The following is a 26,824-nucleotide window of genomic DNA, read 5'->3' on the forward strand; positions in this document are numbered from 1 at the left end:
AGGCTCTACAATGTCAGAAATTTTTCACTTGGAACAGCGCATCAGCATCGCGATTGTGACGGTCAGTGATACACGCAGCCTTCAAACAGACGAAAGCGGGCAGCTGATCCGAAAATTGGCACAAGAAAAAGGCCTTGTCATCGCGGCTTATGAAATCGTCAAGGATGATGCAGAAGAAATCCGGAAAACAGTTTCCCGACTGCTCGAACTTGAAAGGGTTGATGCCGTCATTACGACAGGCGGCACGGGCATTGCCAAACGGGATGTCACATATGAAGCGGTAACGCCGTTATTTGAGAAGGAGCTTCCAGGTTTTGGCGAGCTTTTCCGTTTCCTCAGCTATACAGAAGACATCGGATCGAAGGCGCTTCTAAGCCGTGCCGCAGCCGGAACTTCTGTCCATAAAGCGCTGTTCGTTTTGCCTGGATCGCGTGGCGCCGTCCGCCTGGCCATGGAAAAGCTCATTTTGCCGGAAATCCGGCACATTGTCTTTGAATTGACGAAACATCTTCAAGCGCGTGAATAATCGCCGGATTTTCCGCCGCTTTTGTGCAGCAGCATTGTCGGTCCGATGACCATTTCTTTACCGGCAGCTTTGCACATATCGTAAATGGTCAGTGCAGCGGCTGAAGCAGCGGTCAACGCTTCCATTTCAACGCCTGTCGGGCCTTTGGTTTTGACGGTGGTGGATAAAATGACTTCGTAATGGCCTCGTTTTTCATCGACATCCCATTCGAATTCGATATCTACGCCGCTCAGCGCCAGCGGATGGCACATCGGTATGATCTGCGCTGTGTTTTTCGCTGCCATGATGCCGGCGACTTGCGCTACTGCAAATACATCGCCTTTTTTATTGGACCCGTCCCTGATCTGGCTGTAAATGTTTTGGTTAACGATGACGGAAGTTCGTGCGCGGGCGATGCGGACAGTCTCTGCTTTATCGGAAACGTCGACCATTTTAGCGCGGCCCTGCGTATTGAAATGCGTTAGTTCGTTCACAGAAATCATCCTTTTCACATATAATGATGAAAGTATAACATGGATTTTAAGGAGATGTAGCCAGTGGTTGAAAAGCGAATACCGATGCAAGTGAAAGATGCGGTTGACTTGGTCATGAGCCATGCCGGCAGTTTAGAGACCGAAAGTGTGGCATTAGAAGACAGCTACGGGCGCATTTTGGCGCAGCCATTGACGGCGACAACGGATGTACCGCCTTTCAATCGGTCGCCGTACGACGGCTATGCCATCAGGTCAGCCGATACTGCGGGAGCATCAGGCACTTCCCGTATCCCTTTCAATGTCATCGATCATATCGGCGCCGGCGAAGTTTCAAGAAAAACGCTGAATGCCTTTGAAGCCATCCGGATCATGACGGGAGCCCAGTTGCCTGCAGGTGCGGATGCGGTCGCGATGTTTGAGCAGACGGTTGAAAATGGGCAGTCGTTCACGCTCCGCAAACCTTTTAACAAGCTTGAAAACGTGTCGCTGCAAGGCGAGGATGTGGCACATGGGGAAGAGGTCATCGAAAGCGGCAATCTCATCAACCCGGGAACGATCGCTTTATTGGCGACTTTCGGCTATAGCCAGCCCCAAGTGGCGAAATTGCCGACAGTAGGCATTTTGTCGACGGGCACCGAGCTGCTGTCTGTAGGCGATGCGCTGGTGCCGGGCAAAATCCGCAACAGCAACGGACCGATGATCATGGCACAATTAAAGCGCATGGGCATCCCTTGCAAGATGTACGGCATGTCGATCGACAATCTGGATGAGAGCTTTGAAGCGGTCCAAAAAGCGGCACAAGAAACCGATTGCCTCATCACGACGGGCGGTGTGTCGGTCGGCGATTTCGATTTTCTGCCAGCGATCTACGAGCGCTTGGGCGCGAAAGTGCTGTTCAATAAAGTCGCCATGCGCCCGGGCAGTGTCACGACAGTCGCTGTCGCAGACGGCCGGTTCTTGTTCGGCTTGTCCGGCAATCCATCCGCGTGCTTTACCGGATTTGAATTATTCGTCCGTCCGGCGCTGCTGAAAATGATGGGTGCGGAAAAACCTTTCTTGCCTCATACTACAGCTTTTTTATCGGAGGATTTTGAAAAAGCCAATCCTTTTACACGCTTTATCCGCGCGGTATACGATGGCGAAACAGTTCGCCCGGCTGGATTTAATAAGTCGAATGCTGTATCATCTATCGCACGAGGCAATGCATTGATCGTCCTGCCTGGGGGAACCCGGGGCTTTGTAAAAGGGGACCGCGTCGATGTCTTGCTCCTCGGAGTGGAAGAAGGTGCCGCCAAGTGGATGGTTTGACAGTCCTGCAAGTAGTGGGTTTTAAAGACAGCGGCAAAACGACGTTGATGCTCGAGCTGATCCGTCAGGCGGCGGCAAGCGGCAAAACCGTTGCGGCAGTAAAGCACCACGGCCATCCCGAACCGCTGGATATGCCCCCGGCAACAACCGATAGCATGCGCTTTTTCAACGGCGGTGCTGCGGCTTCCGTCGTCTTTGGCGGCGGGGTCATTCAACTGCACGTCCAAAAGAAAGAGGCAGCTGTAGAAGAGTTGGTCGCCATGGCTGCAACTGCTGATACTGATTTTATCTTTATCGAAGGGTTCAAAGATGCACCCTATGAAAAAATAGTACTGATCCGCTCCGACAGCGATTGGGAGAAATTGAAATCGCTCAGCCGCATAGCGCTCGTCATTGGACATGAAGGCGTAAGTGCTGCCCATGGAGCTGTAATTGGCCGAAATGAAAGTGATCGAATTTCAGGATGGTTCGCGGATTGGATAGAGAGGAAATCGACATGAAAACATTTGAAATTGTTTCACATAAGATTGAACCGCAGCAATACGCGGACATGGTCTTGCGTCCGGAAGCGGGAGCAGTGACTCTCTTCACCGGCCATGTACGCGAATGGACGAAAGGCGTGAAAACGCTGTATCTGTCGTATGAAGCATACATACCAATGGCAGAAAAAAAGCTGGCGCAAATCGGAGCGGAAATTGAAGAGCGGTGGCCAGGCACTAAAACCGCCATTGCCCATCGCATCGGAGAACTGGCCATAAGCGACATCGCTGTTGTCATCGCCGTTTCGTCACCTCACCGTAAAGCAGCCTACGAAGCGAATGAATACGCCATCGAACGCATTAAGGAAATTGTGCCGATCTGGAAAAAGGAAATTTGGGAAGACGGCGAAGAATGGATTGGCGACCAGAAAAAGAAACCAGGAGGTGCCGTATGATTACTGTGCATTATTTTGCTGGACTAAAGGAATTGACAGGGGTTGCACGAGAACAAGCAGATTTGTCAGGCCGGACAGTTGAAGAACTATGGCAATGGGTTTCAGAAAAATACCCGGGCATTGAAGCCGGAGCAGCGCGAGTTGCCGTGAACGAAGAATACGCATTGCTGGAAGATCGATTGGAAACAGGCGATGTCGCGGCATTCATTCCACCGGTCAGCGGAGGATGAATGAAACGATCGGAGTTTTGCTTGCCGGCGGCTTGTCAAGGCGTTTCGGCTCGCCGAAAGCTTTTGCCGAACTGGATGGCAGAGCCTTTTACGAATATGCTTATGCTGCATTGGCGGCAGTCTGCAGCCACGTCGTCGTCATTACCCGGCCCGAATTAAAGGGCCGCTTTCCCGGCAACCTGGATGTCATAAGTGACAATCCAAATTTTGCAGGCAATGGGCCGCTTGCCGGCATCTACACGGCGATGTCCGAGCGGCCAGCGCGCCAATATCTTGTGTTGCCATGCGATATGCCGTTCATCAGCGCTTCGGAAACAGCGGCTTTTATGGATTTGGCATCAGAAAAAATGGACATCACGGCAATTAGTGCCGACGGCCACAATATACCGTTATTCAGCCTGTGGAATGCCGGCGTCCTGGATCTGTTGGAAACGGACCTCGAAAATGGCCAATTGCGGGTAATGGAATTTATGGCGAAAGTCCAAACTGAATGGCTTGATAGTTCGGCAGTCGGCGGCTTCGACGCTTTTCGCAACATCAACACACCGGATCATTTGAAAGGAGCCGATGAACATGGCAGTGAAACCCATACAAGACCGATTTGAACGGCCAATACGTGATTTGCGCATTTCGGTGACGGACCGCTGCAATTTCCGCTGCTCCTATTGCATGCCGAAAGAAGTGTTTGGCGATGACTATGCGTTTTTGCCGAAACAGGAATTATTGACGTTTGAGGAAATCCATCGCCTTACTACCGTATTTGCAGCGATGGGCGTGAAAAAGATCAGATTGACTGGCGGCGAACCCCTTATGCGGCGCGGGCTTCCGGATTTGGTCAAATCAATCCTTTCCGTAGATGGAATTGAAGACATCGGCTTGACGACAAACGGCTTGTTGCTCGGTGCGCATGCCGAAAATTTATACGCAGCAGGGCTTCGGCGCTTAAACATCAGTTTGGATGCTTTAACCCCAGAGCTTTTTGGCGAATTGAACGGCCGAGGCGTGAAGCCCGATCTGATATTAAAGCAAATCGACTTCGCACAGCAGATCGGTTTTGACATCAAAGTCAATATGGTCGTGCAAAAAGGGGTCAACGAAAGCGAAATCCTGCCAATGGCAGCGTATTTCAAAGAGCGGGGCATCACGCTCCGTTTTATCGAATTCATGGATGTCGGCAATGACAATGGCTGGAGCTTTAAAAAAGTCGTGACCAAAAAAGAGATTTTGGAAAAGCTCCAGGCTGTCTATGATCTCGAACCAGTCGAAGAAGATTATTACGGCGAAGTGGCGAAACGTTACCGGTTCGCCGGCAGCGAATCGCAAGTCGGCTTTATCACGTCCGTGTCGGAATCGTTTTGTTCGACTTGCACACGCGCACGCTTATCGTCCGATGGCAAATTCTACACGTGCCTTTTTGCCGATTCCGGGTTCGATATCCGTGAATTGGTTCGCGCCGGCTTGGACGACGCGGAATTATTGCGCCAAATCAGTGCGGTATGGCAGCGTCGCGACGACCGCTATTCAGACGAACGCACCGAACTGACAGCGAAAAACCGCAACAAAATCGGCATGTCCTATATCGGCGGCTGATTAAACTTTCTGCACAATATAAGGTGGACAAGATCCGTTCTCAAACGGCCTCTTGTCCACCTTTTTTATTTCGTATAATCCGAATGAAACTTGGAACTGCGAAGAACTTTCTGCTTATGTTCCTGTCTATTCTCACTAAGATATCATTCGATATGGAGCAAAACTGCGTAGAAAACCTTACTGCTCCTGTCCCTGTCTCTGTCTCTGCATCGCTGCGCTAGCTTCGAGACATTTAAGACCGTTGCTGCGCTAGCTTCGGGACAAAAAGTACGTTGCAGTGCTACGCACTTCGTCGCAAAGAATTGCCCTCGCAGGCTTCGGTCAACTCTTGCCCGGGGCAAGCGAGGCAGTTTTACGAAATATCGATACTTAATTTTCATTAGTTCAACAAATAGTAAGAATAAAAAAACATGCCGAAGCTAAAAAATTCCAGACTATATTAAAAGAGTGCTAGTGATAGCGCTTTCATTAAAAATTTCTGAATTTATAATTAAGGAGTAATGAAATATACCTAAAGAAGAGGGGTTAAGAAATGGGCAAACGGTTTAAAGGGTTCACGCTATTATTGATGGTCATGATTTTTGCCTTGATTGCAGCTGGCTGCAACTCAGGAGATTCAGATTCAGGATCGGGTTCAGGCGGCGGAAGCGGCGTCGACGTAGGAATTATCCTGCCGACAAAAGATGAGCCACGCTGGGTACAGGATGAGCAGCGCTTTAAAGATGCTTTAGCGGATTCGGATTACTCAACAGAAATTCTATTCAGCCAAGGATCTTCAGCAAAAGAAAAAGAAAATGTTGAAGCATTGCTGAACAAAGGCATCAAAGTATTAATCATCACACCGCATGACGGAGCAGCGGCAGCAGCGGCTGTAGAAGCAGCGAAGAAAGATGATGTCACAGTCATCGCTTATGACCGTTTGATCACAGATACGGATGCAGTGGATTATTACGTTACATTCGACAGCTTGGCTGTTGGTGCAGCACAAGCGCAATACTTGCTCGACAACATCGATGGATCTGGCGTACCGCTTTACTTGTATGCCGGTGCAGCATCTGACAACAACGCATTCCTATTCTTCGAAGGCGCATGGAAAGTGCTTCAGCCGAAAATCGCTGACGGCACATTGGTCATTGCCAACTCAAGCGAAGCGGAAGCGTTGAAAGACTCTGCAGACTTGTCGCGTGAAGACCTAGGTAAAATCATCGGCCAGGTTACGACAAACTGGGATCCGAACGAAGCCAAAAACAAAGCACAAACGCATTTAACTGCAGCATCTGATGCACAAAAAGGCGACGTCGCAATTTTGGCGCCGAACGATGGCACAGCACGCTCGATTGCCGATGTATTCGCTTCAGACAGCGCAGTGACGAACTATCTATTGACTGGCCAAGATGCTGAGAAAGCATCGATCCAATACATCATTGACGAAAAACAATCGATGACAGTATTCAAAGATGTTCGCACATTGGTAGAAGATGCGATGGGCATGGCAATTGAAGTGCTTGACGGCAACACGCCAGAAACTACTGGTACTTACGACAACGGCCAAGTGGAAGTCAAAGCAAAACAGACTGACGTTATCGTTGTGGACAAAGAGAACGTCAAGCAAGAATTGATCGACTCAGAGTACTACGATGCAAGCGAATTTACAGGCCTCGAATAAAAACGGAATATGAAAAGGAATAGTGATAGATTTTTCTATCACTATTTCTTGATTACATAGCATTTTCAGCAGGGAGGCGATCGAATGAGCGACTATATATTGGAAATGAATAATATTACAAAGCAGTTTACCGGAGTGAAGGCATTGTCCGATGTCAGTTTCAAAGTGAAGAGAGGCGAAATTCATTGCTTGATCGGTGAAAATGGCGCAGGGAAATCGACGTTGATGAAGGTGTTAAGCGGCGTTTATCCTTACGGCACATACGAAGGCGATATTGTCTTTGAAGGGCAGGTCCAGAAGTTCAACACCGTAAACGACAGTGAAGCGGCTGGAATCGGCATCATTTATCAGGAGCTTGCATTGTTTCCGGATCTTTCCGTTTACGAAAACATTTTCGCAGGCAATGAAATTAAAAAAGGTCCGTTCATTGATTGGAACCAGACGATCACCGAAGCTGGAAAATTGCTGAAAAAAGTAAAGCTGAAAGTGAAACCAGAAGTGCTTATCAAAGATCTGGGCGTCGGCAAGCAGCAGCTCATCGAAATTGCGAAAGCATTGAGCAAAGACGTCAAATTGCTGATCTTGGATGAGCCGACAGCAGCGCTGAACGAAGACGACAGCGAAAATCTGCTGGAATTGCTGAAAGAGCTGAAAAGCCAGGGCATCTCTTGCATCATGATTTCGCATAAGTTGAAAGAAGTGATTTCCATCGCTGACAAAGCGACCATTTTGCGGGACGGCAAGACGATCTGCACGCTGGATGCGGCAAAAGGCGAGATCAAGGAAAACTTGATCATCAAAAACATGGTCGGGCGTGACATCGAAGACATTTATCCGAAACGGCCGGACAAAAAAATTGGTGATACTGTACTCGAACTGAAAAATTGGTCGGCTTATGACATCGAGCTGGGCCGCAATGTTGTCAAAAATGCCAACCTGCAGCTGAAAAAAGGGGAAATCATCGGCATTGCCGGTTTGATGGGATCTGGCCGCACGGAACTTGCGCAAAGTATTTTCGGCAACCCGAAAGGCTATAAACTGGATGGTGAATTATTGGTTTTTGGCGACAAGAAAAAATTCAAGCACACAAGCGACGCCATCAAAGCGAATATCGCCTATGTAACGGAAGACCGCAAAGGCGATGGCCTGTTCCTCATCCAGGACATCAAAAGCAATGTCTCTGCTGCGCATTTAAAAGGGATTTCGCATAAGGGCATCTTGAATTTGAACGAAGAAGTCAAAGTCGGCACCGATTACAAAAACAAGCTCCATGTCAAAGCGAACTCGCTCGAACAGATTGTCGGCAAACTCAGTGGCGGCAATCAGCAAAAAGTATCGCTCGGCAAATGGCTTTTTACCGGGCCGAAGATTTTGATTTTGGACGAGCCGACGCGCGGCATTGATGTCGGGGCAAAATTCGAGATTTACACGATCATGAACGAATTGATCAATGAAGGCTTGAGCATCATCATGATTTCCTCGGAACTCGGGGAAGTGCTCGGCATGAGCGACAGGGTCTATGTCATGGCCGAAGGCGCGATCAAAGGGGAATTGGATATATCAGAAGCAACGCAAGAATCGATCATGGAACTCGCTACGCAATAGGAGGTTAAAAGGATGAATTATTTTTCGGAAGCAAAAACATTATTAAAAGAAAATATACGCGAATACGGAATGTATATAGCGCTTGCTGTCATCATGCTGGTTTTTGCAATCCAGACGGACGGTTTGTTCTTGTCCTCAAGGAACATCAGCAATTTGCTGGATTCTGCGGGCTATATCGCCGTATTGGCAGTCGGTATGACATTGGTCATCGTCATCCGGCACATTGATTTATCAGTCGGGTTTTTAGCCGGGTTTCTTGGAGCGGTAGCTGCCATCTTCCTGACCCAGATGGGCGTTTCGGTGTTCATCACCATTCCGGTCATTTTGGTTTTCGGCGCGTTGATCGGCCTCGTAAACGGCGTGCTGATTGCGAAAGTCGGTATTCCGGCGTTCGTTGCAACCTTGGCCGGGATGCTCATATTCCGCGGTGCGCTTTTGCAAGTCACGGAACGGACCGGCACGATTATCGTCAACGATGACGGTTTCAATGCAATCGGCAATGGGTTCATCCCATCGCTGATGGAGATCAACGGCTTGCACTTATTGACGCTGCTAGTCGGTGTGGTCGGCATCCTTTTCTATATCTACAGCGAGTTTTCCACACGCAGAGATAAGATGAAATACGGCTTTGAAGTCATGTCCATCGGCTTATTCATCACGAAGATCGTTTTGATTTCCGCAATCATCGCTTACATCACGTGGCTTTTAGCTGGCTATAACGGATTTTCATGGACAGTGATCATCATGCTGGGCGTCGTCGTCATCTACCATTTCCTGACGACGAAAACAGTTCTTGGCCGCCACATTTACGCAGTCGGGAGCAACCCGGAAGCTGCACATCTCAGCGGCATCAATGTCAATAAAATCACCTATTTCGTGTTTGGTTCGATGGGTATGCTTGCAGCCCTTTCAGGAATCCTGTTCACGTCGCGCCTGCAATCGGCAACGACGACAGCCGGAACATTGTTTGAGCTAGATGCGATCGCGGCTGCTTATGTCGGCGGCGTATCGTCTGCAGGCGGCGTCGGCAAAGTGACCGGCGCGATCATCGGGGCAATCGTTATGGCTTCGTTGTCGAGCGGGATGAACTTGCTGGGTGTCGGCATTTCCTATCAATACATCATCCGCGGGGGTGTTTTGGCAGCAGCTGTTATATTCGATGTCATGACCCGAAGAAAAAGAGGATAAATCCCTAAAAACGGCGCCAGGCATCCTTGCAAAAGGGAGCCCGGCGCCGTTTAAACTTGCTATTGTGAATTTTTCTTCAAATGGTAAGATGATATCAGTCTACAGCAAAGGAGGCAGCTTGCATGAGGAAAAAAGTGATCATTGTCCTCCTGTCATTAAGTGCTATCTTTCTGGTATTCACGATCGCTTCCGCAGAAAAAGTGTTCCGGCCGAGCACCGAGCTGCCGAAATCGGTTTCGACAACCAATGGCAGCCCGCGTCTTGTTCTCATTACGCAAGAATTGGAAACTTCATTTTGGGACGAGGTGGCTGCAGGAGCGAAAAATATGGCGCTTGAAGAAGGAGCCCAACTTGATGTTTGGGGCAGCTACGGCACGAATTCAGATGAATTTCTGAAAAAATTGGAATTGGCGATTCATTCGAAGATGGACGGCATCATTGTACAGGGGCTGGACACTGAAGCGTTCAATGAATTGACGAAAGTAAAAGCGGCATTTTATGGCATTCCCATCATCACCGTTGCAAACGACGTGCCAAAACAGGAAAGCTTGCGCAAAACATACGTCGGTTCCGACCAGTTCGATGCAGGCAATCTCCTGGCGAAGGAATTATTGATAGATATGGAACACCAGGGCGAAATCATTATCTTGTCCGATGAAGATTCCCAATACTACCAGCAGCAGCGCATCGCAGGAATGATGGATGTTTTTAAAGCTTATCCGGCTGTCACCGTAACGAACAGCCAAACCTCCAGTTCGAAAGAACAAGTCGTTGCTGCTGCCCAGGACTTTCTGAACAAAAGCCCGGACGCCAAAGGCATCGTTGCAGTCAATGCGAATCACTTGGCTGCGATGCTGCAGGAGATTTCACGCCGGACACAAGTGGAACCTTATCACATCTATTCTTTTGACGACGGCCCCGATGCTTTAGCGCTGTTGGAACAAGGCGAAGTGGATGCATTGATTAGGCAATCGCCAGAGGAAATGGGCAAAAAAAGTGTTGAACTGATGATAGACTGGATAGCCAGTGAATCGGAGCCTCTGGATACAGAAGGCTATATCACAGACATTGAATTGGTGAAAAGAGTGGATGGTTCCTGATGAAGACAATACAGCAAAAAATCTGGATGCTTGTCGCCATCGTCCTGTTTGTTATGATTGCGATTTGGTTGACCCTGACATTTTATAACCAAAAAACGCAAGACCAATACAACGAAATTTTGCAGCGCTACCTGGAAATGAATGAAGTGACGAATGCAAGCCAGCAAGTGATTACGGATTTGAATAATTTTCTGATTGACCCTTCATTCAATAACGAAAGCAGTCTGAGCAGTAGCACTAGAAATGTGTTGGCTGCGCAATCGGCCGTGTCCGAGCTGCGCAATGAAGAAAATGATTTTATCCTGACCAATTACATTAACCTGATCGACAGTTTTTTAGAGACGGTTGAACGCTCTGTGAGTTATCAAAACGCCGGCGATGCAGATTCATCGCTGGCGGAGTTTTCAGAAGCCAACCGCATATCGACGTATATTTCTGAAATGACCTTGTCGATTATTGATTCGGAATTGAAATCGTACGAGTCATTTTACCGCGATATTATCGCCAAGTCCGATGACCTCAATCAAATGGGCATTTGGCTTTTCCTGATGATGACTTCATTTCTGTTATTGCTGGCGTATTTGTTCTCGTTGAGCATCACGCGGCCAGTCCATCAATTGCGCAAAGCCGCAAACGAATTATCGAAAGGCAGGTTTGATTTGCCGATCAAAGTCGATTCCAATGATGAAATTTCGTTCCTGGCAAGGACTTTTGACAATATGCGCGTCAGCGTCAATAACCTTTTTGCTGAAACGCAGATGAAAGCTCAATTGGAAATCGAGCTGCAGGAAAATAAGTTATTGCTGCAGGAAAGCCAGCTGCGCATCCTGCAAAGCCAGATCAATCCGCATTTTCTGTTCAATACCTTAAACACCTTGTCCAAAAAAGCGTATTTGGAAGGGTCCGAAGAAACAAGCGATTTATTGGTGAACGTGGCCGGCCTGTTCCGCTACAATTTGAAACGCATGGACCGTCCCGTCACGCTTTACGAAGAAGTTGTCGTTTTAAAGCAATATATGGAAATTCAGAAAGCCCGTTTTCCAGATCGGCTTCATTTCCACACAGAGGTGGACGACTCCTGCCTGATGATTGAAATACCAGGGCTGACACTGCAGCCGCTCATCGAAAACGCGGTGATCCATGCGATTGAACCGCAGGAAGATGGAGGCCATATCTGGTTTCGCATCATTGACCAGGAAGAAGAAGTCCGGATTGAAATTGAAGACAGCGGCGGCGGCATGAGTTTCGACAAGCGAAAGCAATTGCTTGAAGGAACCATCATTCCCGAAAATGGCCATTCAACTGGCATCGGATTCTCCAATGTCATGAAGCGGCTGGCATTGTTCTACAGCCGCGAGTCAATCGTTTCAATCGACAGCGAAGAAGGCAGAGGCACAAAAATCATGTTGAAACTACCGAAAACAAGGGGGATTGCAGATGCAGGCGAAGCTGCTGATCGTTGATGACGAACCAATTGAACGCCAGGCCATGCAGGCGATCTTGCAAAAAGCTTTTCCGGACATTGAAATCAAGCAAGCAAAAAACGGCAAAATCGCCATTGACATTGTAGATGACTGGAAACCCGATATCGTCTTTATGGATATCCTGATGCCCGGCATGACAGGGTTGGAAGCAATTTCAACAATCAAGGAAAAACATGAGGATGATATCCAATTTGTTATGGTCACTGCATTTGAAACGTTTGAATATGCCCGCCAAGCCATTAAATTAGGGGTCAAGGATTATTTGCTGAAACCAAGCAAGGCCAGTGATATTGCAGACGCCCTCGGGAAAATATTGGAGCGGCTGAAGCAGCGGGAACAATGGGGGCATCCGATGCTGCATGACCAGCAATCCATTCAAAAAGCGTTGGCGTTAGTCGAAACGGATGTAGTGACTCAATTATTATTTGATCATGTGCATGAAGTGCATATTGATATGCTCATGGAAATGCTGGAAATTCAGCCTTCTGATGAAAAATTCGTAATGGTCGTCATTGTTCCGGAAAGTACAGAACTGAATTATTCGGCGATCAAAGAAAAGCTGAGAAATGCTGGCGGGTTTTGGATGGGAGCCATGTACGGCAGGCAATTGCCCATCATCGTTTTTCGTGATGAAGGCGTGTCTTTCCGTTCCCAGGCGGTAGCGCTTGCCAATCAAGTGCTCGAAATTGCCCGGGAAAAAGGGGACAAAGGATGGTTTATAGGTTTTGGGAATGTCTGCCATTCATTGGAAGAAATCAGGCAGTCCTACCAGGAGTCATTGATCGCGACGATGGATGCCGCATACCGGAATAGCTACCGATTTTATGCCGACGTCCCAAAATTGGCGCATGGCAGCGGTGCACATTCATTGAAACAAGAAGAACGAAAATTCTTTGACTGGATTCGCCTGGGCGAATGGGAGCGTGTCGAACAGGTTTCGGCTTCATTAGTTGAACGGTATGAAGGGCTGGGCACAGAAGTTTTAATAGCGCAGCAGAGGATGCAGGAATTATTATGGGTCACTTCGCGCATCATGGAAGAAATCGGAATTGAATCGGACGTACCGTATTTCACCGTCCAGCCGAAAGATTACCGCATGCTGAAAAAAGAAGCCGCCCAATTAATGGCGCTGCTGAAAAATGCATATTTGATGCATGGAAATCGCCTTGAGGCGGATAAAATTCACCAGATCAGGCAATTTATCATGGACCATTCGCACGAAGACATTTCACTTGAAGCCTTAGCGAAGCAAGTGGATTTGAGCCCGATTTACATCAGCAAAATGTTCAAAGAAAAACTTGGCATCAATTATATTGATTTTTTGACCCAATGCAGGATTGAAAAAACGAAAAAATTGCTTGCCGATCCGGAGCTCAGCTTGAAGGAAATCACGTTTGAAGTCGGCTACCATGACCCGAATTACTTCAGCAAGGTGTTCAAGAAAATGTGTGGAATATCACCGACCGATTACCGGAAATCGATTGTTGGATCCAAGGAATGAGCAAGGGGCTGCTGAAGATGAAAAAACTGGCATCCACCAAGTTCCTGGTTTTATCTGTATTCGTCATTTCTTTACTGATGGCCGCAGGCTGCAGCAAACAGCCTATCCCCGAAGAAACGCATAAACAAACGCCTGTGCAGGATGAGGAAAGCAGTGGGGAACCCGTGAAAATCGGCTTTTCAATGGATACGCTGAAAGAAGAGCGCTGGCTGAAAGACCGTAATTTGTTCAGGCAGGCAGTCGAAAGACTGGGTGCGGAAATTGAAATTCAAGCGGCGAATGGCGACGACTCGCTGCAAATTGCCCAAGCAGAAGAGATGATCAACAAAGGCATCGACGTTTTGGTCATCGTTCCGCATAATGCTGAAGCAGCCGCCGCGATTGTCGCTAAAGCCCATCGCGCTGGCATCAAGGTCTTGTCTTATGACAGGCTTGTCAAAAATGCAGATATTGACTTATACGTCTCGTTTGATAACGAAAGGGTAGGCGAATTGCAGGCGATGGAAATGCTGAAGCAAGCGCCCAAAGGCAAATACGTTTACATTGGCGGTGCGGTGACGGACAATAATGCCCATTTGCTGAAGAAAGGGGCATTCAATGTTTTGCAACCATACATCGACAAAGGCGATATAACGGTCACTTATGATCAGTGGACCGAAGATTGGACGCCGGCAAATGCTTACATCAATATGGGGCAGGCGCTTCAGTCGAACAATAATAAGGTCGATGCGGTGATTGCAGCGAATGATGCCACTGCAGGCGGTGCTATCCAGGCATTAGGCGACCAAGGGCTCAAGGGAGTCGTGCCGGTCGCAGGGCAAGATGCCGAGCTGGCAGGCGTCCAGCGCGTCGCTGTCGGGACGCAGACAATGACAGTGTACAAGCCGATTGATATATTGACTGAGCGTGCCGCCGAACTCGCTATTAAATTAGCGAAAGGCGAGCGCATCGATGTCAACCGGACGGTCAATAACGGGAAAATCGAAGTGCCGTCGATTCTGCTGAACCCGATTGCCGTAGTCGAGTCGAATATTAGCAAAACAATCATTGAAGATGGCTTCCATTCACGGGAAGATATCTATCAGATTGAATAGCATCAGCCGCCGGATCTTGTTCCGGCGGCTTTTTTGCGGCAAAGGCTTATATTAATTGGGAGTTAATGTTAACATTAGTGAAAACATTTCAGGATGGACACAGCGCTTCAGCTGCATCCAAGAAGGAGGGAAAAGATGGCAGCGGAATTTTTCAGCAGGCACCAAGAACGAGATGCCCTTTTGCCCGCAAAGCGCCAACAGCTTTTGGAGAAATGCATGGAAGATTTGACGGCCGACAAAAATGTCCTGGCGGTTTACCTGAGCGGTTCATTGGCAAAGAAAACACATGACCAATATTCGGACATCGATTTGCATATTATCGTCAAAGCCGGCCGTAAAGCGGAATTCATCCTGAATAAGAAAACAAGATCGGAACGATGGGGAGAGGTGCTGTTTCACGAAGGCATTAACCCGGTAGCTCCGTATATCGTCAGCCATTATAGCTGTTTTGTGAAAATCGATAGCTGGTATCATGCCCCGGACGAAATCAAACCGTCGCATTGGCTCCAAAAAGCCCAAATCCTCTATGATCCGGATGATATCTTGAAAGAGATATTGGCCGCATCAGCACATAAAATTTATCAAGTGTCTATAGAAGAAGTGGAAATGTGGAAAGGCAAAGTCCTCGCTTTTGCGCACGAAACCTACCGGGCTGCCATGCGCAATGAATCCTATTACGCAGCGGCAAACTTGGACCGGCTGCTCAGGTACATTGTCTCAGGCTGGTTCATGGAAATGGAACAGCATTTTGACGGCGCTTTCAGCAGCTGGTCAAAAGTCGAAGGCGGCAGAAGCGATTTGAACGAACGGGAATTGGCGCTTCTGAGCCAATGGCAATCAGGCCGCAATACCGAGGACATCATGGCAGTCCTCGAACAGACGGTGCCCGAAATTCTCCGCCTGAATGGCGTATTGAGCCAAAAAGTCGGCATTGAAGAAAACCGGGAGCTTATGGACCGTATTCTGCGCATGGCCTATTAATCGAAGATCAGGGAGTGGACGCAATGCCTTTGGAAATAATCAGGAACGATTTAACAAAAATGCACGTCGATGCCATCGTCAACGCAGCAAATTCAAACCTTCAGATGGGAGGCGGCGTGTGTGGAGCTATATTCCAAGGGGCCGGCGCCAGTGAAATGCAGGCAGCGTGCAAAGAGATCGGCGATTGTCCGACAGGGAACGCGGTGGCGACGCCGGCATTCAACCTGCAGGCGCGCTATGTCATTCATGCAGTAGGCCCCGTATGGCAAGGCGGCGGACAAGGAGAAGAACGGCTTTTGCGGTCCGCCTATTCAACGTCCCTCAATTTGGCGCAGGAGTTGGGCTGCGAATCGATCGCTTTTCCGCTTATCTCATCAGGGATTTACGGCTACCCAAAAGATCAAGCTTTGGAAGTTGCCGTTTCAGAAATCCGCAGATTCCTGCAGGATCACGAGATGCTGGTCTACCTGGTCGTCTTCGACCAAAAATCCTTTGTTATCAGCGAAGCGCTGGCCGATTCCATCAATTCCTATATTGATGAACATTACGTCGAGGAAATGGCTGTCCGCTATCCGCGTTTGGAACAAGAAGTTATTCTTCACGAGGCTGAGACAAAAATTCCGGCTTCTCTTGAAGACTTTCTGGCTGACATCAATGAGCCGTTTTCAGTGCGTTTGCTGCGTTTTATTGATGAAAAAGGCATGGAAGATGTTGAAACGTATAAAAAAGCCAACGTCGACCGCAAGCTGTTTTCTAAAATAAGAAATTCACCTTCCTACACGCCGATGAAAAAAACAATCATCGCTTTTGCCATTGCGCTGGAACTTGATCTGGATGAAACCGAGGAATTATTGGAAAGCGCGGGCTATGCCTTGTCGCGCAGCAATAAATTCGATGTCATCATCGAGTATTTCATCGTCCATGAAAAGTACGATATATACGAAATCAATGAAGCCTTATTTTCTTTCAATCAAGCGCTTTTGGGCGCGTGATCCGAATGCCTTTCCATGAAACAGCAGCCTCTCTTTGTTTAATGGATTCCGGACAGGGAACTTAGATAAAGAGAAAAGCTCGATATGGAAAGGATGATGCAAGATGCAGACATTAAAAGCGGTTTTTTTGAATTGCTCATTAAAAAGTTCGGACGAAACTTCGAATACGGAAGGATTTATCCACGATGTGCAAACCCATTTCAATCAGTTAGGCGTTGAATCGGAAATTATCCGGCTCGCCGATTGGACCATCGGCTATGGCATCGAAGAAGATTTAGGCGGCGATGACCAATGGCCGGAAATCTTCGAAAAAGTCAAGGCGGCGGATATTGTCATCATCGGCACCCCGTTATGGCTCGGCGAAAAAAGTTCGATTGCCACATTGGCGATCGAGCGCCTCTATGGCAGCAGCAGCTCAACCAATGATAAAGGCCAATCGATTTTTTATAACAAAGTCGGCGGAACGGTCATTACCGGAAACGAAGACGGGGCCAAGCACGCAGCGGCTTCGATCTTATATGGCTTGTCCCATATCGGATTCGTCATTCCGCCGAATGTTGATGCTTACTGGGTAGGCGAAGCAGGTCCGGGTGCATCGTATATCGAAGCCGGGCGGGACAATGAATTCACGAAATCCGCTATCGAACGCCTGGCGTATAATACCTACCATTTAGCCGGCATGTTGAAAAACAATCCCATTCCTGCACAAGGCAATACACTGGAATAAATACATCTACATGCACACGTTTAATTATTTGTCGCTTGTAAAGCGACCTCTCGCCTCTCCGGAAATCGTATCCTGAAGTTGTAGACAAAACAACTTGAGGAGGAAAAAACATGAACAACGAAATGACGGAATTGGTATTCATCTTGGACAAAAGCGGCTCGATGGCCGGACTTGAAAGCGACACGGTCGGCGGCTTCAACGCGCTGATCGCCAAGCAGAAAAAAGAGTCTGGCGATGCACGGGTCACTACGGTGCTGTTCAATCATGGCTATGAGCTGCTGCACGACCGCATACCACTGAACGGCGTTCGGCCGATCACGGAAAAAGAATACGAAGTCAGCGGTACGACAGCGCTGCTGGACGCAGTCGGCGCGACTATCCAAAAAATACGCAATGTCCAAAAAAGCACCACTGAGCAAGAACGCGCCGCAAAAGTGATTTTTGTCATCACAACGGACGGCATGGAAAATGCCAGCTGTGAATATACACATGAGAAGATCAAGGCTTTGATCGCCCGCCAAAAAGAAGAATTCATGTGGGAGTTCATTTTCCTGGGCGCCAATATCGACGCCGCTGCGGCCGCAGAGAAATTCGGCATTGGCAAAGAATTCGCAGCTGATTACCATGCAGATGCGGAAGGCACCGAATTGAATTTTAATGTGTTGAGCGAAGCGGTAACTTCGTTCCGCCACAACGAAAAACTCGACGGCCAATGGAAAAAAGACATCGAAGCCGATTTCATTAAACGGAAACGCCAATAAGCTCCTGTTTTAAGCCGCTTCAGCCACATATGCTGAAGCGGCTTTTGGTTTGCTGAAACTTTTAAAGCATCTAGCGAGTCTACTCAAGTATAAGGGGGGATACAAGATGAAAAAACTGCTGTTTGGAGCAATTGGGGTGTTGATCATATTTGTGAGCGGATGTGGCCAACCCGGAAATTCTACAGGCACCAACGTAGCTGACGATGTGGAATTCGGAAAAGACGATTACCAAAACATCACCTTGTCCGGCAATGCTTTGGGTATGGCGGTGCTGCCTGAAATCAAACCTGACAACAGCGGCAATGCATTCATTTCCCCTACAAGCCTCTACATGGCATTGGCGATGGCCTATAACGGAGCGGACGGCAAAACGAAAGAAGAAATTGCCGACGTGCTGCACACTGAACTGGATGCTGAAGGCATGAACCGGGCGAATGCTTCGCTCCTCGCAATGCTTGATAAAGAGTCAGAAGCAATCACGTTGAATGTCGCGAACTCGATGTGGCTGAATGGCGAATTTCAATTGCAAGAAGGGTTTGCCAATAGCAACCAGGATTATTTTAACGCCGAACTCGAAGTGATTGATGTCACTGCAGCAGGGACAGCGGATAAAATCAATGGCTGGGTGGACGATGCGACAGCAGGTAAGATAAAAGACATGGTAGCCGATCCGCTTAACCCCGATCTTGTGGTCATGCTGCTGAACGCCATTTACTTCAACGCCGACTGGCAATTTGAATTTGATGAAAAACAAACTGCGGCAGCTCCATTTTACAGTGAAAATGGAGAAACCGAGGAAAAGCAATTCATGCAGATGGAAACGGTGCTGGATTATATGGAAACCGATGAATTCCAGGCAGTTGCTTTGCCTTACGGTGAAGGGGAGATGACTATGAATGTATTCCTGCCGGCGGAAGGGACAACGCTTGCAGAATTTACAGAGTCCTTGACCAGTGAAAAGTGGGAAAGCTGGAAAACCGGATTCAGTGAACAGCCCGTGTCGATCCAAATGCCGAAGTTCCAGCTCTCTTATGAAGTTGAGCTGAATGATGTGTTGAAAAAGCTGGGAATGGCGACAGCCTTTCAAAAAGGAGCGAACTTTTCAAAAATAATCGAAGAAGATGACCCGCTTTGGATCAGCTTAGTGAAGCAAAAAAATTTCGTAGAAGTGGATGAAAAAGGAACGGAGGCAGCTGCAGCAACTCAAATTGATATCGTTACAGAATCGGCGGGGCCAGAGGCAGTGTCGATGGTGGTGGATCGGCCGTTTTACATCGCCATCAGCGATGAACAGACAGGGGCAATCCTCTTCATGGGGGCGATCCGCGACCCGCTAGCGGCAAAATGAAATAAGCTGGATAATTCTTTCTCCGCTAAGTTATGGCTTAGCGGTTTTTTGAAGTTAATGGTTTTAATTGACTGGCTGCAGTTATACTAATGCATTTTAGAGGGAGGTGAAATTAAATCGACCTAAATGCTACCATTTCCTTGTTATCCATGGTAAATTTTCTTAAATGATGGGTTTCTGAAAATTTCATCTATTTTTCATTTGAATATGTTCTAATATAGAGAGAAGGAAGATTGACGGGCGGAAGGGGTGTTTGGGATGAAGGTGCTTTTGGCGGAAGATGATGAGATGTTGGGGGAATTGACAGTGCATTTACTGAAGAAAAAAGGGGCAAAGTCAGTAGACTGGGTGATGGAAGGCGAAGATGCCTACGATTACGCGCGTGCTTCTTTTTACGATGTTATTGTATTGGATTGGATGATGCCGAATGGCGATGGCGTTGAAATTTGCAAAAAGCTTCGGAAAAATGGCTATAGCGGCGCTGTACTGATGCTGACGGCGAAAGACTCCCTCAGCGACCGGGTGGAAGGCCTTGATGCAGGAGCAGATGATTATCTGGTAAAGCCTTTTGAAATCGAGGAATTATGGGCCCGGTTGCGTGCATTGGCCAGGCGCACGTTTTCACCTTTGCAGGAAGAAATCGTAGAATTTAATGGACTTAAAATCAACCGGACTTCCCATAGCGTGTGCCGCAATGAAGAACAGATCAGCTTGACGCCCCGTGAGTTCGAGCTGTTGGATATGCTTGTACAAAATCGGGGCAAGGTTTTAACCCGTGAATTGATATTTGACCGCATTTGGGGGTTCGATACAGACGTGTCGATGAAGACGATCGACGCCACGATGAAACTGCTGAGGAAAAAAGTTGATGCCGATGAAGGCGAAAGCCTGATCGAAACAATCAGGGGAGTAGGCTATAAAATTGAAAAAACCTGATGCCAACAAAACCAAAAGCAAAGATGTCTTTTCCCGGACGCGCAATCGGCTGACGCTTTTTTACAGTCTGGCCATCATCGCGTTTCTCTTCGTTTTTGTGCTTTTTACCCTGTCGGTTTTTTATGTCGAATTGAAGCAGGATCAGGAGAAGACGCTCACCTTGTTATCCGATAGGGAAGTATCGATGGCTGAACGTGCTCTTTATGGCAGCGGAGGAGCCTGGCGGGAGCAGGAGCGCAGAGTGCTTGCGGAAAATCACGTGTTTTATTACATCACTGACAACTCAGGCGATTTGATGATCAACCAGGATGATTACGAAGAGCTGCGCTTTCTTTATCTGGACTTGATCGATAATTGGGTCACAGAAGACATCGAAATAAAACGTTTTCCGATCGATATCCCGAAAGACGATCCGCTTTTTGCCGACTTCCAGGATTTTGAACGGGAAGTGCTGGTGCTGGCTCGGCCGGTTTACCATGACGGGAACCGTATCGCTATGATGTACATGGGAATCGACAATAGCTTTTACAAATCAGTCATGCAATGGCTAATTATCGTCTTCAGCGGAGTTGCGCTGCTTTTTGCGTTAATTGGTGTGTTATTGAGCCGCTGGATGGCAAAGCGGGCGATGATTCCTGTCGAGCAAGCTTATAATGTGCAGCGGGAGTTTGTGTCAAATGCATCACATGAATTGCGGACACCGCTCAGCGTGATCCTGTCTGCAGTAGAAGCATTGGAAATGGAGAGCGGCAATAGCCCCTTCTCGAAAAAAATTCAAACGACCTTAAAACACGAAGTCAAACGGATGTCGAAACTGATTACGGAATTGCTGGCTTTGGCCCGGTCCGATTCCGACCAGGCTGTCCTTGAAGTGAAAAAGGAATGGTTCAACTTCAGGCCGGCAGCAGCGCAAGTGATGGCTTCGCTGAGCGAATTGAGCGCAAGGAAAGGGATTCAGCTGGAGCTTGATGCGAACGATGAGATCTTTGTCCAAGGAGACAGCGATCGCTTAACACAATTGCTGTATATCCTAGGGGAAAATGCCATTAAATACACACCAAGCGGTGGCAAGGTGCAAATCGCACTTTCAGTGGAACATAAGAAAAGGCAAGGGGAGCTGTCATTAACTGTGAAAGACAACGGCATCGGAATGGCGCCGGGAGACCGGGATAAAATTTTCGAGCGTTTTTACCGCGCTGATAAGGCACGCTCACGCAAAGAAGGCGGCTATGGCCTCGGCTTATCCATTGCAAAATCGATTGTCGACATGCAAGGCGGAACAATTGGCGTCGACAGTACGGAAGGGGAGGGGACTGTCTTCAAGGTCCATATCCCGTTCGGCGCATTGCCGGAAGAACTGCAAAAACGGAATGTCTATTTCACAGAAAAGGAAATGGAATGATTTTGCTCTAAAGAAACACCCTTGAATCCATCCAGCTAATGGCTAGGATTCAAGGGTGTTTTTATTTTGCCGCAGCTCCCGAAAAGCCGCCCATAGCGGCATCTCGTGAGCTGTGGAAAGAAACCCACAGGCAGGCGGGGTTATCCACAAGAAGCGAGAATGGGTGCGTATATAGCAGTACGACCGTATTAATAAAAAAAGAGAGCAATAAATAATTTAATACAACTGTACTGAATTATTTGAAAATTACTATTATTCTGATAGAATAGAGTCATGCCGAAACTAATGGATCACCCAAAACAAAAACAAGCAATTGCCGAAGCCGCGTGGAGAGTTATTATGCAACAAGGTATGCAAAAAGCGTCAGCCAGAAATATTGCGAAGGAGGCCGGATTATCACTCGGAGCAATGCGCTATTATTTTTCGGCGCAAAATGAATTATTGGCCTATGCCAATCAACTGGTCCATGCCAGATTGGCGGAAAAAATCGACACCATATTCCAGGACGATGTGCAGCCGAAAGAGAAAATTCTTCGTGTGTTGCTTTGCCTGCTGCCGTCAAGGGAAGAACCCATGCTTGAAACATCAGTCAGGTTGAGTTTGAAGATGGCGTGCACGCAAGATGCTGAAAGCATTGGAAAGGTACCGGACGCCGCCTATTCGGCAGCGAAAAATGTCATCTCGTATTTAGCACTATTAAATTTAATAGTGAAGAATGCGGATCTAGAGCTTGAAACTGAGCGTTTGTCAGCATTGTTGGATGGGCTGGCTATGATAAGCCTAGCGAATCCTGCAGAAGCCGAAGAGGCGAAAATCAAAAGGCTTATACGTTATCATTTGAATTCAATCTCCACCGAAAGTTTCAGCGAGCCGAAATGACCACTACGCCAGTTTAACAAAAAATCTGCAGCCAGGGTATAGGCTGCAGATTTTTTTGCTTGTATTCAGCTAATCGATAAGGGAAGCAGGTATGTTTGAGGAATACAATTGCTAGAACTACTCATTTGTATAGATAATCTATGATTTATACAAAATAATGCATACTAAATTTAGATTACATAATATTTATATTTAATACTAAATTAATTGGATTCAGTGTTATTCAGCTTAATGCGACATCAAGCATCATCATAACCGCAAAGCCGATGAGCAGGCTGTTTGCAGCAAGTCCATGATTGCCGTTTTCCCGTGAACCTGGAATCACTTCTTCTGCGACGACGAAAATCATTGCGCCAGCAGCGAAACTTAATGCATACGGCAGCAGCGGCTGCATCATGCTGACCGCTAAAGCGCCGATCACCGCCGCAACCGGCTCGACAAGCGCCGATGCCTGTCCGTAGAGAAAGCTTTTCAAGCGGGACTTTCCTTCAAGGCGGATCGGCATTGCCACCGCAATTCCTTCAGGGAAGTTCTGCAGCCCAATGCCGATTGCCAAAGCGACGGCTCCTGCGATTGATGCTTCTTGATAGCCGGCCGCCACAGCACCGAAGGCAACGCCAACAGCGAGGCCTTCCGGGATATTGTGCAAAGTGATTGCCAGCACCAAAAGCCGGCTTCGATTTGCGCTTGGCGGGATATTTTTGTCGGATGGGTGCTGGTGCGGGATGTACCGGTTCAAAATGAAAATGAACAAGCCGCCTGCTAGAAAGCCTGCAGCACTAATAAGCCATGCAGGGCGTATGTGCGCTTGTTCCGCCATAGCTATCGCAGGAGCCAGCAGGGACCAAAAGCTCGCAGCAATCATGACTCCTCCTGCAAACCCCAGCATAGCATCCATGATTTTCAGATGGATGTGTTTAACGAAGAATACAGTAGCAGCACCGATTGCTGTAACACCCCAAGTGAAAAGCGATGCAAGAAACGCCTGCATGACCGGAGGCAAGGCGATCAACCACTCAACCAAAAATCATCACATCCTCTTATCTGGATTTGTGAAATCTAAAAAACCGCTAATTCACTGAAGAATTAGCGGTTTCTATGGGTTAATAACTTAAAGCTTTTTCGTACAGCCAGCGTTTTAGGTTGCCGGCGGAATTGAAGGAGATGGCTTCGCCTGTAGCTTGATGCTCTGCTCTGACCACAACATTCGATTCATTGGATATGAAGGCCCAACCTTCTTCCATTAAAGTGCGCGTCATTTTTATGACCATGCTTGATCCTCTAATTGTCTCCATGCTCACTTTGCTCATCCCCTTCACCGTTATAATTCCATTATATAAAATTCGCTTAGAAAACAGCAATTATAATGTTTGATAGGTTTATTCCTTCTTTCATCTTCCTTTAAACCTGAAATGAAAAAAATAAAAAGGCCCGCACGTTGGTCAGCGGGCCTTTAACGATCGGGTTAAAAAGGCTGGTTCAGTAAATTTTCCAATGCTTGTTTTTCGAGCTTGATCTCATTTCGAGTCCGGATCCGCATTCTTCTGGCTACTGCCAGAGGCGGGCTCCAGCTCAGCAATCCCTGCGCCAGCAGCTGCTGTCAGGTAATGCCATTTTTTATTGCCAGCCAATGCCAGCCCAGTTCCTGCAATCGCTAGCGCTGCATTCATGCCAGATACTGCACGCCCCGCATCCCATTCACGATCCAGGCTGTCGATCCGTTCTTTAATGGCCTCGTTGCTTTGGCGCTTGAAATACCCCACATTCGCTTCGATTTGGCGCTCGATTTCCTGATTGATGGAATCGGGTGTATTGGCTTGGGTTTTCGATTGGCCAGTCGGCAATTCTACGGTGGTTTCTTCCATAATATAATCCCTGCTTTCCTATAAGAGTATGCCTTCTTATTATTCCGCATGGCATAAATCCTAAACATCGGAGAGGGAAAGAGAAGAAGCGTAAAAAGCATCAGGCCATAAGTAGGGAAAATTTCTGAATAGTTAGCGGAATTGGGTTTATTTTCGAAAAAAGGGGAATATAATAGTAGCAATTATTTTACTTTGCTGAAAATACAAACTGAAAGGAGAAATGAAAATGAATGACATTACAGTTGCATTTCGGGACATGTGGTACAACGTTGTCAATTTCCTGCCGAACATCCTGGGCGCAATCCTTTTGTTATTGGTCGCATGGGTAGTTGCAACCATCGTACGCATGATTTTCCAAAAAGGATTGAAGAAAGTCGGTGCGGACCGGGCAATGGTCAAAGGCCACATGGCGAAAACAGTGGAGGATGCAGACTCAAAGCTCGATTCCATCGGTAAAATCTTCTATTATTTAGTGTTTATCCTCTTCCTGCCAAGCGTCTTTGAACAATTGAACATGGGAGCAGTTGCAAGACCGATTTCCAATATGATGGACAAATTGCTGGCCTTCCTGCCTAATCTCTTGATGGCTACGATCATTTTGGTTCTAGGTTTCTTCATCGCAAAATTTGTAAAGAATCTTGTTGTTACGCTCCTTGCAACGGTGAACATCGACCGTTGGTTCAATAAGCTGACAAATAAGACGGACACTCCGAAAAAAATGTCGGCGAGCGATAAGAATACACTTGCCAATGTTTTGGGGAATGTCGCTTTCATCATCATTCTCATTCCGATTGTCACAATAGCGCTTGAGACGCTTGAAATCGAATCGATTTCACAGCCGATCACTTCTATGCTGAACCAAGTGCTGAACATGATTCCGAATATCTTCGTGGCGATCATTCTGATCATCGTTGGTGTCATGATTGCGAAATTTATCGGAGACCTTCTCACTAGCTTGTTGAAAGGCACGGGAATCGACAATGTGTCAAATTACTTGAACACCAGCAGCAATCCGAACGTGCCAACCTTTGATTTAGCGAAAATCATCGGTAAAACAGTTCAAGTTTTGATCATCATTTTCTTCACAGTCGAAGCTTTGAACGTCTTGCAATTGGATGTATTGAATAATATCGGCTCTGCGATCATCAGTTACCTGCCGCTTGTATTGAGCGCATTGATCATTCTGGGCATCGGTATTGTCGGTGCAAACCTATTGGGCAATTACATCACTAAATCATCCGGCAACCGGATGACGGGCGGCATCGTGAAATATGCCATCATCATCATGGCTGTCTTCATGACTTTGGATCAATTGAACTTTGCAACGAATATCGTCAATCTGGCATTCCTCTTCATCGTAGCTGGACTTGCAGTCGCATTTGCGATCGCATTCGGCATCGGAGGCCGCGATATGGCAAAACGCCAATTGGAGAAATTTGAAGCAAAAGCGGAAGCGGAAGAAAAGAAACCGAATCCGCCGACAAACGACGACTACAGAAGTTTCTAAGGATTTCTTTAAAAAAGAGTAATGAGCACTAAAGCCGGGCAGTGGTTTAACACAGCCCGGCTTTTAGACTGTAGAGAAACATAGATGGTTGTTATGCATTTCGCTTCAGGCGGACGCGTTCCGCGGGCCTGGCTTCAGTCTCCTCGTCGCTGGAAAAAGAGCTGCTCCTGCATCGCTGCGCCCGCTGGAGTCGCCGCCTTCCGCTTCATTCCAAAGTATCTCTCAGTAGCGAGTTATTTCTTTTACTGAAAAACACGAAAGATACACTTTCTGTAGTTTCATTCCTGTTCTCCAGATATGAAGCAAAATAGCGGAGAAAACCGTACTGCTCCTGCAGTGCTGCGCACTTCGTCGCAAAGACTTGCCCTCGCAGGCTTCGGGTAAGTCTTGCCTGCGGGGCAGCGTAGCGACGAGACAGCTGAGACCCCGCAGGGAGCGAAGCGACTGAGGAGGCTTGGCGCTCGCCCGCGGCAAGCGGAGCTGTTTTGCGAAATATCGACTCCATCAAAAAAGGATTTATTTTTATCAACAAGCTAAAACCAGGCAGTGGTTAAACACTGTCTGGTTTTTTCCGTTGATTTTAAAATTTTTAGGTGGTGGCTAAAAGAACTGGTTAAACAAGTGTATATCCAGAATTTTCTTACGTGTGATAATAGTCACAATTAATTATATAGAAACATAACACTCTATTAAAAAAAGCTCTGAATATAGTTTGAAAAATATTTTT

27 protein-coding genes are annotated in these 26,824 nt (G+C 47.4%); 23 read left to right on the forward strand and 4 right to left on the reverse strand.

What is annotated here, in order from left to right; all coding sequences use genetic code 11:
- Window positions 1–10 precede the first annotated feature (10 nt).
- Window positions 11–526, forward strand: coding sequence for a MogA/MoaB family molybdenum cofactor biosynthesis protein (locus QMA09_RS13855; RefSeq protein WP_135505098.1), 516 nt, complete (start codon window positions 11–13; stop codon window positions 524–526).
- Here the strand turns inward: QMA09_RS13855 and moaC are convergent.
- Window positions 511–999 carry a cyclic pyranopterin monophosphate synthase MoaC gene (gene moaC, locus QMA09_RS13860; protein ID WP_135505096.1) on the reverse strand — a complete coding sequence of 163 codons (489 nt, stop codon included), beginning with the start codon at window positions 997–999 and terminating at the stop codon, window positions 511–513. The genes QMA09_RS13855 and moaC overlap by 16 nt on opposite strands.
- An 84-nt stretch (window positions 1,000–1,083) precedes the next feature.
- On the opposite strand from moaC, the gene QMA09_RS13865 reads away from it, so the two are divergent.
- The 21 genes from QMA09_RS13865 (at window position 1,084) to QMA09_RS13965 (ending at window position 22,725) form a co-directional block, all read left to right on the forward strand.
- The gene (locus tag QMA09_RS13865) at window positions 1,084–2,307 is read left to right on the forward strand and encodes a molybdopterin molybdotransferase MoeA (RefSeq protein ID WP_290213531.1); all 1,224 of its coding nucleotides are present in this window, start codon (window positions 1,084–1,086) and stop codon (window positions 2,305–2,307) included.
- Complete coding sequence (mobB, locus tag QMA09_RS13870; protein WP_290213512.1) at window positions 2,295–2,807, forward strand: molybdopterin-guanine dinucleotide biosynthesis protein B; 513 nt, start codon at window positions 2,295–2,297, stop codon at window positions 2,805–2,807. Before QMA09_RS13865 ends, mobB begins: the two co-directional genes overlap by 13 nt.
- Window positions 2,804–3,241, forward strand: a complete 438-nt coding sequence (locus QMA09_RS13875) for a molybdenum cofactor biosynthesis protein MoaE (protein WP_290213513.1) — start codon at window positions 2,804–2,806, stop codon at window positions 3,239–3,241. Before mobB ends, QMA09_RS13875 begins: the two co-directional genes overlap by 4 nt.
- A complete protein-coding gene (gene moaD / locus QMA09_RS13880; RefSeq protein WP_290213514.1) occupies window positions 3,238–3,471 on the forward strand; it encodes a molybdopterin converting factor subunit 1 in 234 nt (77 codons plus the stop codon). The genes QMA09_RS13875 and moaD overlap by 4 nt, the downstream gene beginning before the upstream one ends.
- On the forward strand, window positions 3,468–4,076 hold the full coding sequence (gene mobA, locus QMA09_RS13885; RefSeq protein WP_290213515.1) for a molybdenum cofactor guanylyltransferase: 609 nt from the start codon (window positions 3,468–3,470) through the stop codon (window positions 4,074–4,076). Before moaD ends, mobA begins: the two co-directional genes overlap by 4 nt.
- Window positions 4,045–5,061, forward strand: coding sequence for a GTP 3',8-cyclase MoaA (moaA, locus tag QMA09_RS13890; RefSeq protein ID WP_290213516.1), 1,017 nt, complete (start codon window positions 4,045–4,047; stop codon window positions 5,059–5,061). Before mobA ends, moaA begins: the two co-directional genes overlap by 32 nt.
- Before the next feature lie 532 nt (window positions 5,062–5,593).
- Window positions 5,594–6,727, forward strand: a complete 1,134-nt coding sequence (locus QMA09_RS13895; protein ID WP_290213517.1) for a sugar ABC transporter substrate-binding protein — start codon at window positions 5,594–5,596, stop codon at window positions 6,725–6,727.
- 84 nt (window positions 6,728–6,811) lie between these two features.
- The gene (locus QMA09_RS13900; protein ID WP_290213518.1) at window positions 6,812–8,332 is read left to right on the forward strand and encodes a sugar ABC transporter ATP-binding protein; all 1,521 of its coding nucleotides are present in this window, start codon (window positions 6,812–6,814) and stop codon (window positions 8,330–8,332) included.
- A gap of 12 nt (window positions 8,333–8,344) precedes the next feature.
- On the forward strand, window positions 8,345–9,520 hold the full coding sequence (locus QMA09_RS13905; protein WP_135502847.1) for a sugar ABC transporter permease: 1,176 nt from the start codon (window positions 8,345–8,347) through the stop codon (window positions 9,518–9,520).
- A 122-nt stretch (window positions 9,521–9,642) separates the two neighbouring features.
- Window positions 9,643–10,620, forward strand: coding sequence for a substrate-binding domain-containing protein (locus tag QMA09_RS13910; protein WP_290213519.1), 978 nt, complete (start codon window positions 9,643–9,645; stop codon window positions 10,618–10,620).
- Window positions 10,620–12,083: a sensor histidine kinase gene (locus QMA09_RS13915; RefSeq protein ID WP_290213520.1), complete on the forward strand. Its 1,464-nt coding sequence runs from the start codon at window positions 10,620–10,622 to the stop codon at window positions 12,081–12,083. The genes QMA09_RS13910 and QMA09_RS13915 overlap by 1 nt, the downstream gene beginning before the upstream one ends.
- The gene (locus QMA09_RS13920; protein WP_290213521.1) at window positions 12,058–13,605 is read left to right on the forward strand and encodes a response regulator; all 1,548 of its coding nucleotides are present in this window, start codon (window positions 12,058–12,060) and stop codon (window positions 13,603–13,605) included. The genes QMA09_RS13915 and QMA09_RS13920 overlap by 26 nt, the downstream gene beginning before the upstream one ends.
- A 17-nt stretch (window positions 13,606–13,622) precedes the next feature.
- A complete protein-coding gene (gene xylF, locus QMA09_RS13925; RefSeq protein WP_290213522.1) occupies window positions 13,623–14,699 on the forward strand; it encodes a D-xylose ABC transporter substrate-binding protein in 1,077 nt (358 codons plus the stop codon).
- 135 nt (window positions 14,700–14,834) lie between these two features.
- On the forward strand, window positions 14,835–15,680 hold the full coding sequence (locus QMA09_RS13930; protein WP_290213523.1) for a nucleotidyltransferase domain-containing protein: 846 nt from the start codon (window positions 14,835–14,837) through the stop codon (window positions 15,678–15,680).
- A gap of 23 nt (window positions 15,681–15,703) precedes the next feature.
- Window positions 15,704–16,672, forward strand: coding sequence for a macro domain-containing protein (locus QMA09_RS13935; RefSeq protein WP_290213524.1), 969 nt, complete (start codon window positions 15,704–15,706; stop codon window positions 16,670–16,672).
- Between the two features lie 103 nt (window positions 16,673–16,775).
- Window positions 16,776–17,399, forward strand: coding sequence for a flavodoxin family protein (locus QMA09_RS13940; RefSeq protein WP_135502861.1), 624 nt, complete (start codon window positions 16,776–16,778; stop codon window positions 17,397–17,399).
- A 110-nt stretch (window positions 17,400–17,509) separates the two neighbouring features.
- The gene (locus tag QMA09_RS13945; RefSeq protein ID WP_135502863.1) at window positions 17,510–18,160 is read left to right on the forward strand and encodes a vWA domain-containing protein; all 651 of its coding nucleotides are present in this window, start codon (window positions 17,510–17,512) and stop codon (window positions 18,158–18,160) included.
- Between the two features lie 106 nt (window positions 18,161–18,266).
- Window positions 18,267–19,508, forward strand: coding sequence for a serpin family protein (locus QMA09_RS13950; protein WP_290213525.1), 1,242 nt, complete (start codon window positions 18,267–18,269; stop codon window positions 19,506–19,508).
- A 258-nt stretch (window positions 19,509–19,766) separates the two neighbouring features.
- Window positions 19,767–20,444, forward strand: a complete 678-nt coding sequence (locus tag QMA09_RS13955) for a response regulator transcription factor (protein ID WP_135502867.1) — start codon at window positions 19,767–19,769, stop codon at window positions 20,442–20,444.
- The gene (locus QMA09_RS13960) at window positions 20,431–21,846 is read left to right on the forward strand and encodes a sensor histidine kinase (RefSeq protein WP_290213526.1); all 1,416 of its coding nucleotides are present in this window, start codon (window positions 20,431–20,433) and stop codon (window positions 21,844–21,846) included. The genes QMA09_RS13955 and QMA09_RS13960 overlap by 14 nt, the downstream gene beginning before the upstream one ends.
- A 273-nt stretch (window positions 21,847–22,119) precedes the next feature.
- Window positions 22,120–22,725 carry a TetR/AcrR family transcriptional regulator gene (locus tag QMA09_RS13965; protein ID WP_290213527.1) on the forward strand — a complete coding sequence of 202 codons (606 nt, stop codon included), beginning with the start codon at window positions 22,120–22,122 and terminating at the stop codon, window positions 22,723–22,725.
- A gap of 223 nt (window positions 22,726–22,948) precedes the next feature.
- Here QMA09_RS13965 and QMA09_RS13970 read toward each other — a convergent pair whose 3' ends face one another.
- From QMA09_RS13970 to QMA09_RS13980, 3 genes are all read right to left on the reverse strand, one after another.
- Window positions 22,949–23,749: a ZIP family metal transporter gene (locus QMA09_RS13970; RefSeq protein ID WP_290213528.1), complete on the reverse strand. Its 801-nt coding sequence runs from the start codon at window positions 23,747–23,749 to the stop codon at window positions 22,949–22,951.
- 79 nt (window positions 23,750–23,828) lie between these two features.
- A complete protein-coding gene (locus QMA09_RS13975; protein ID WP_175580290.1) occupies window positions 23,829–23,996 on the reverse strand; it encodes a hypothetical protein in 168 nt (55 codons plus the stop codon).
- A gap of 246 nt (window positions 23,997–24,242) precedes the next feature.
- On the reverse strand, window positions 24,243–24,590 hold the full coding sequence (locus QMA09_RS13980; protein ID WP_290213529.1) for a hypothetical protein: 348 nt from the start codon (window positions 24,588–24,590) through the stop codon (window positions 24,243–24,245).
- A 226-nt stretch (window positions 24,591–24,816) separates the two neighbouring features.
- Between QMA09_RS13980 and QMA09_RS13985 the strand changes: the two genes are divergently transcribed.
- Window positions 24,817–26,097, forward strand: coding sequence for a mechanosensitive ion channel (locus tag QMA09_RS13985; RefSeq protein WP_290213530.1), 1,281 nt, complete (start codon window positions 24,817–24,819; stop codon window positions 26,095–26,097).
- The last annotated feature ends 727 nt before the right edge of the window (window positions 26,098–26,824 follow it).

The organism is Planococcus sp. APC 3906 (genome assembly GCF_030407685.1).
Taxonomy (GTDB): domain Bacteria; phylum Bacillota; class Bacilli; order Bacillales_A; family Planococcaceae; genus Planococcus; species Planococcus koreensis.

What these genes read in the sequence shown, in the direction of transcription:
- QMA09_RS13905 (WP_135502847.1), top strand. Translation starts at nt 8,345, where the DNA reads ATGAATTATTTTTCGGAAGCAAAAACATTATTAAAAGAAAATATACGC.
- QMA09_RS13975 (WP_175580290.1), bottom strand. Translation starts at nt 23,996, where the DNA reads ATGGTCATAAAAATGACGCGCACTTTAATGGAAGAAGGTTGGGCCTTC.
- QMA09_RS13945 (WP_135502863.1), top strand. Translation starts at nt 17,510, where the DNA reads ATGAACAACGAAATGACGGAATTGGTATTCATCTTGGACAAAAGCGGC.
- QMA09_RS13955 (WP_135502867.1), top strand. Translation starts at nt 19,767, where the DNA reads ATGAAGGTGCTTTTGGCGGAAGATGATGAGATGTTGGGGGAATTGACA.
- QMA09_RS13865 (WP_290213531.1), top strand. Translation starts at nt 1,084, where the DNA reads ATGCAAGTGAAAGATGCGGTTGACTTGGTCATGAGCCATGCCGGCAGT.
- QMA09_RS13985 (WP_290213530.1), top strand. Translation starts at nt 24,817, where the DNA reads ATGAATGACATTACAGTTGCATTTCGGGACATGTGGTACAACGTTGTC.
- QMA09_RS13910 (WP_290213519.1), top strand. Translation starts at nt 9,643, where the DNA reads ATGAGGAAAAAAGTGATCATTGTCCTCCTGTCATTAAGTGCTATCTTT.
- QMA09_RS13875 (WP_290213513.1), top strand. Translation starts at nt 2,804, where the DNA reads ATGAAAACATTTGAAATTGTTTCACATAAGATTGAACCGCAGCAATAC.
- QMA09_RS13935 (WP_290213524.1), top strand. Translation starts at nt 15,704, where the DNA reads ATGCCTTTGGAAATAATCAGGAACGATTTAACAAAAATGCACGTCGAT.
- QMA09_RS13855 (WP_135505098.1), top strand. Translation starts at nt 11, where the DNA reads ATGTCAGAAATTTTTCACTTGGAACAGCGCATCAGCATCGCGATTGTG.
- QMA09_RS13915 (WP_290213520.1), top strand. Translation starts at nt 10,620, where the DNA reads ATGAAGACAATACAGCAAAAAATCTGGATGCTTGTCGCCATCGTCCTG.
- moaD (WP_290213514.1), top strand. Translation starts at nt 3,238, where the DNA reads ATGATTACTGTGCATTATTTTGCTGGACTAAAGGAATTGACAGGGGTT.
- moaA (WP_290213516.1), top strand. Translation starts at nt 4,045, where the DNA reads ATGGCAGTGAAACCCATACAAGACCGATTTGAACGGCCAATACGTGAT.
- QMA09_RS13950 (WP_290213525.1), top strand. Translation starts at nt 18,267, where the DNA reads ATGAAAAAACTGCTGTTTGGAGCAATTGGGGTGTTGATCATATTTGTG.
- QMA09_RS13980 (WP_290213529.1), bottom strand. Translation starts at nt 24,590, where the DNA reads ATGGAAGAAACCACCGTAGAATTGCCGACTGGCCAATCGAAAACCCAA.
- QMA09_RS13895 (WP_290213517.1), top strand. Translation starts at nt 5,594, where the DNA reads ATGGGCAAACGGTTTAAAGGGTTCACGCTATTATTGATGGTCATGATT.
- QMA09_RS13965 (WP_290213527.1), top strand. Translation starts at nt 22,120, where the DNA reads ATGCCGAAACTAATGGATCACCCAAAACAAAAACAAGCAATTGCCGAA.
- xylF (WP_290213522.1), top strand. Translation starts at nt 13,623, where the DNA reads ATGAAAAAACTGGCATCCACCAAGTTCCTGGTTTTATCTGTATTCGTC.
- QMA09_RS13940 (WP_135502861.1), top strand. Translation starts at nt 16,776, where the DNA reads ATGCAGACATTAAAAGCGGTTTTTTTGAATTGCTCATTAAAAAGTTCG.
- QMA09_RS13930 (WP_290213523.1), top strand. Translation starts at nt 14,835, where the DNA reads ATGGCAGCGGAATTTTTCAGCAGGCACCAAGAACGAGATGCCCTTTTG.
- QMA09_RS13920 (WP_290213521.1), top strand. Translation starts at nt 12,058, where the DNA reads ATGCAGGCGAAGCTGCTGATCGTTGATGACGAACCAATTGAACGCCAG.
- QMA09_RS13900 (WP_290213518.1), top strand. Translation starts at nt 6,812, where the DNA reads ATGAGCGACTATATATTGGAAATGAATAATATTACAAAGCAGTTTACC.
- mobA (WP_290213515.1), top strand. Translation starts at nt 3,468, where the DNA reads ATGAATGAAACGATCGGAGTTTTGCTTGCCGGCGGCTTGTCAAGGCGT.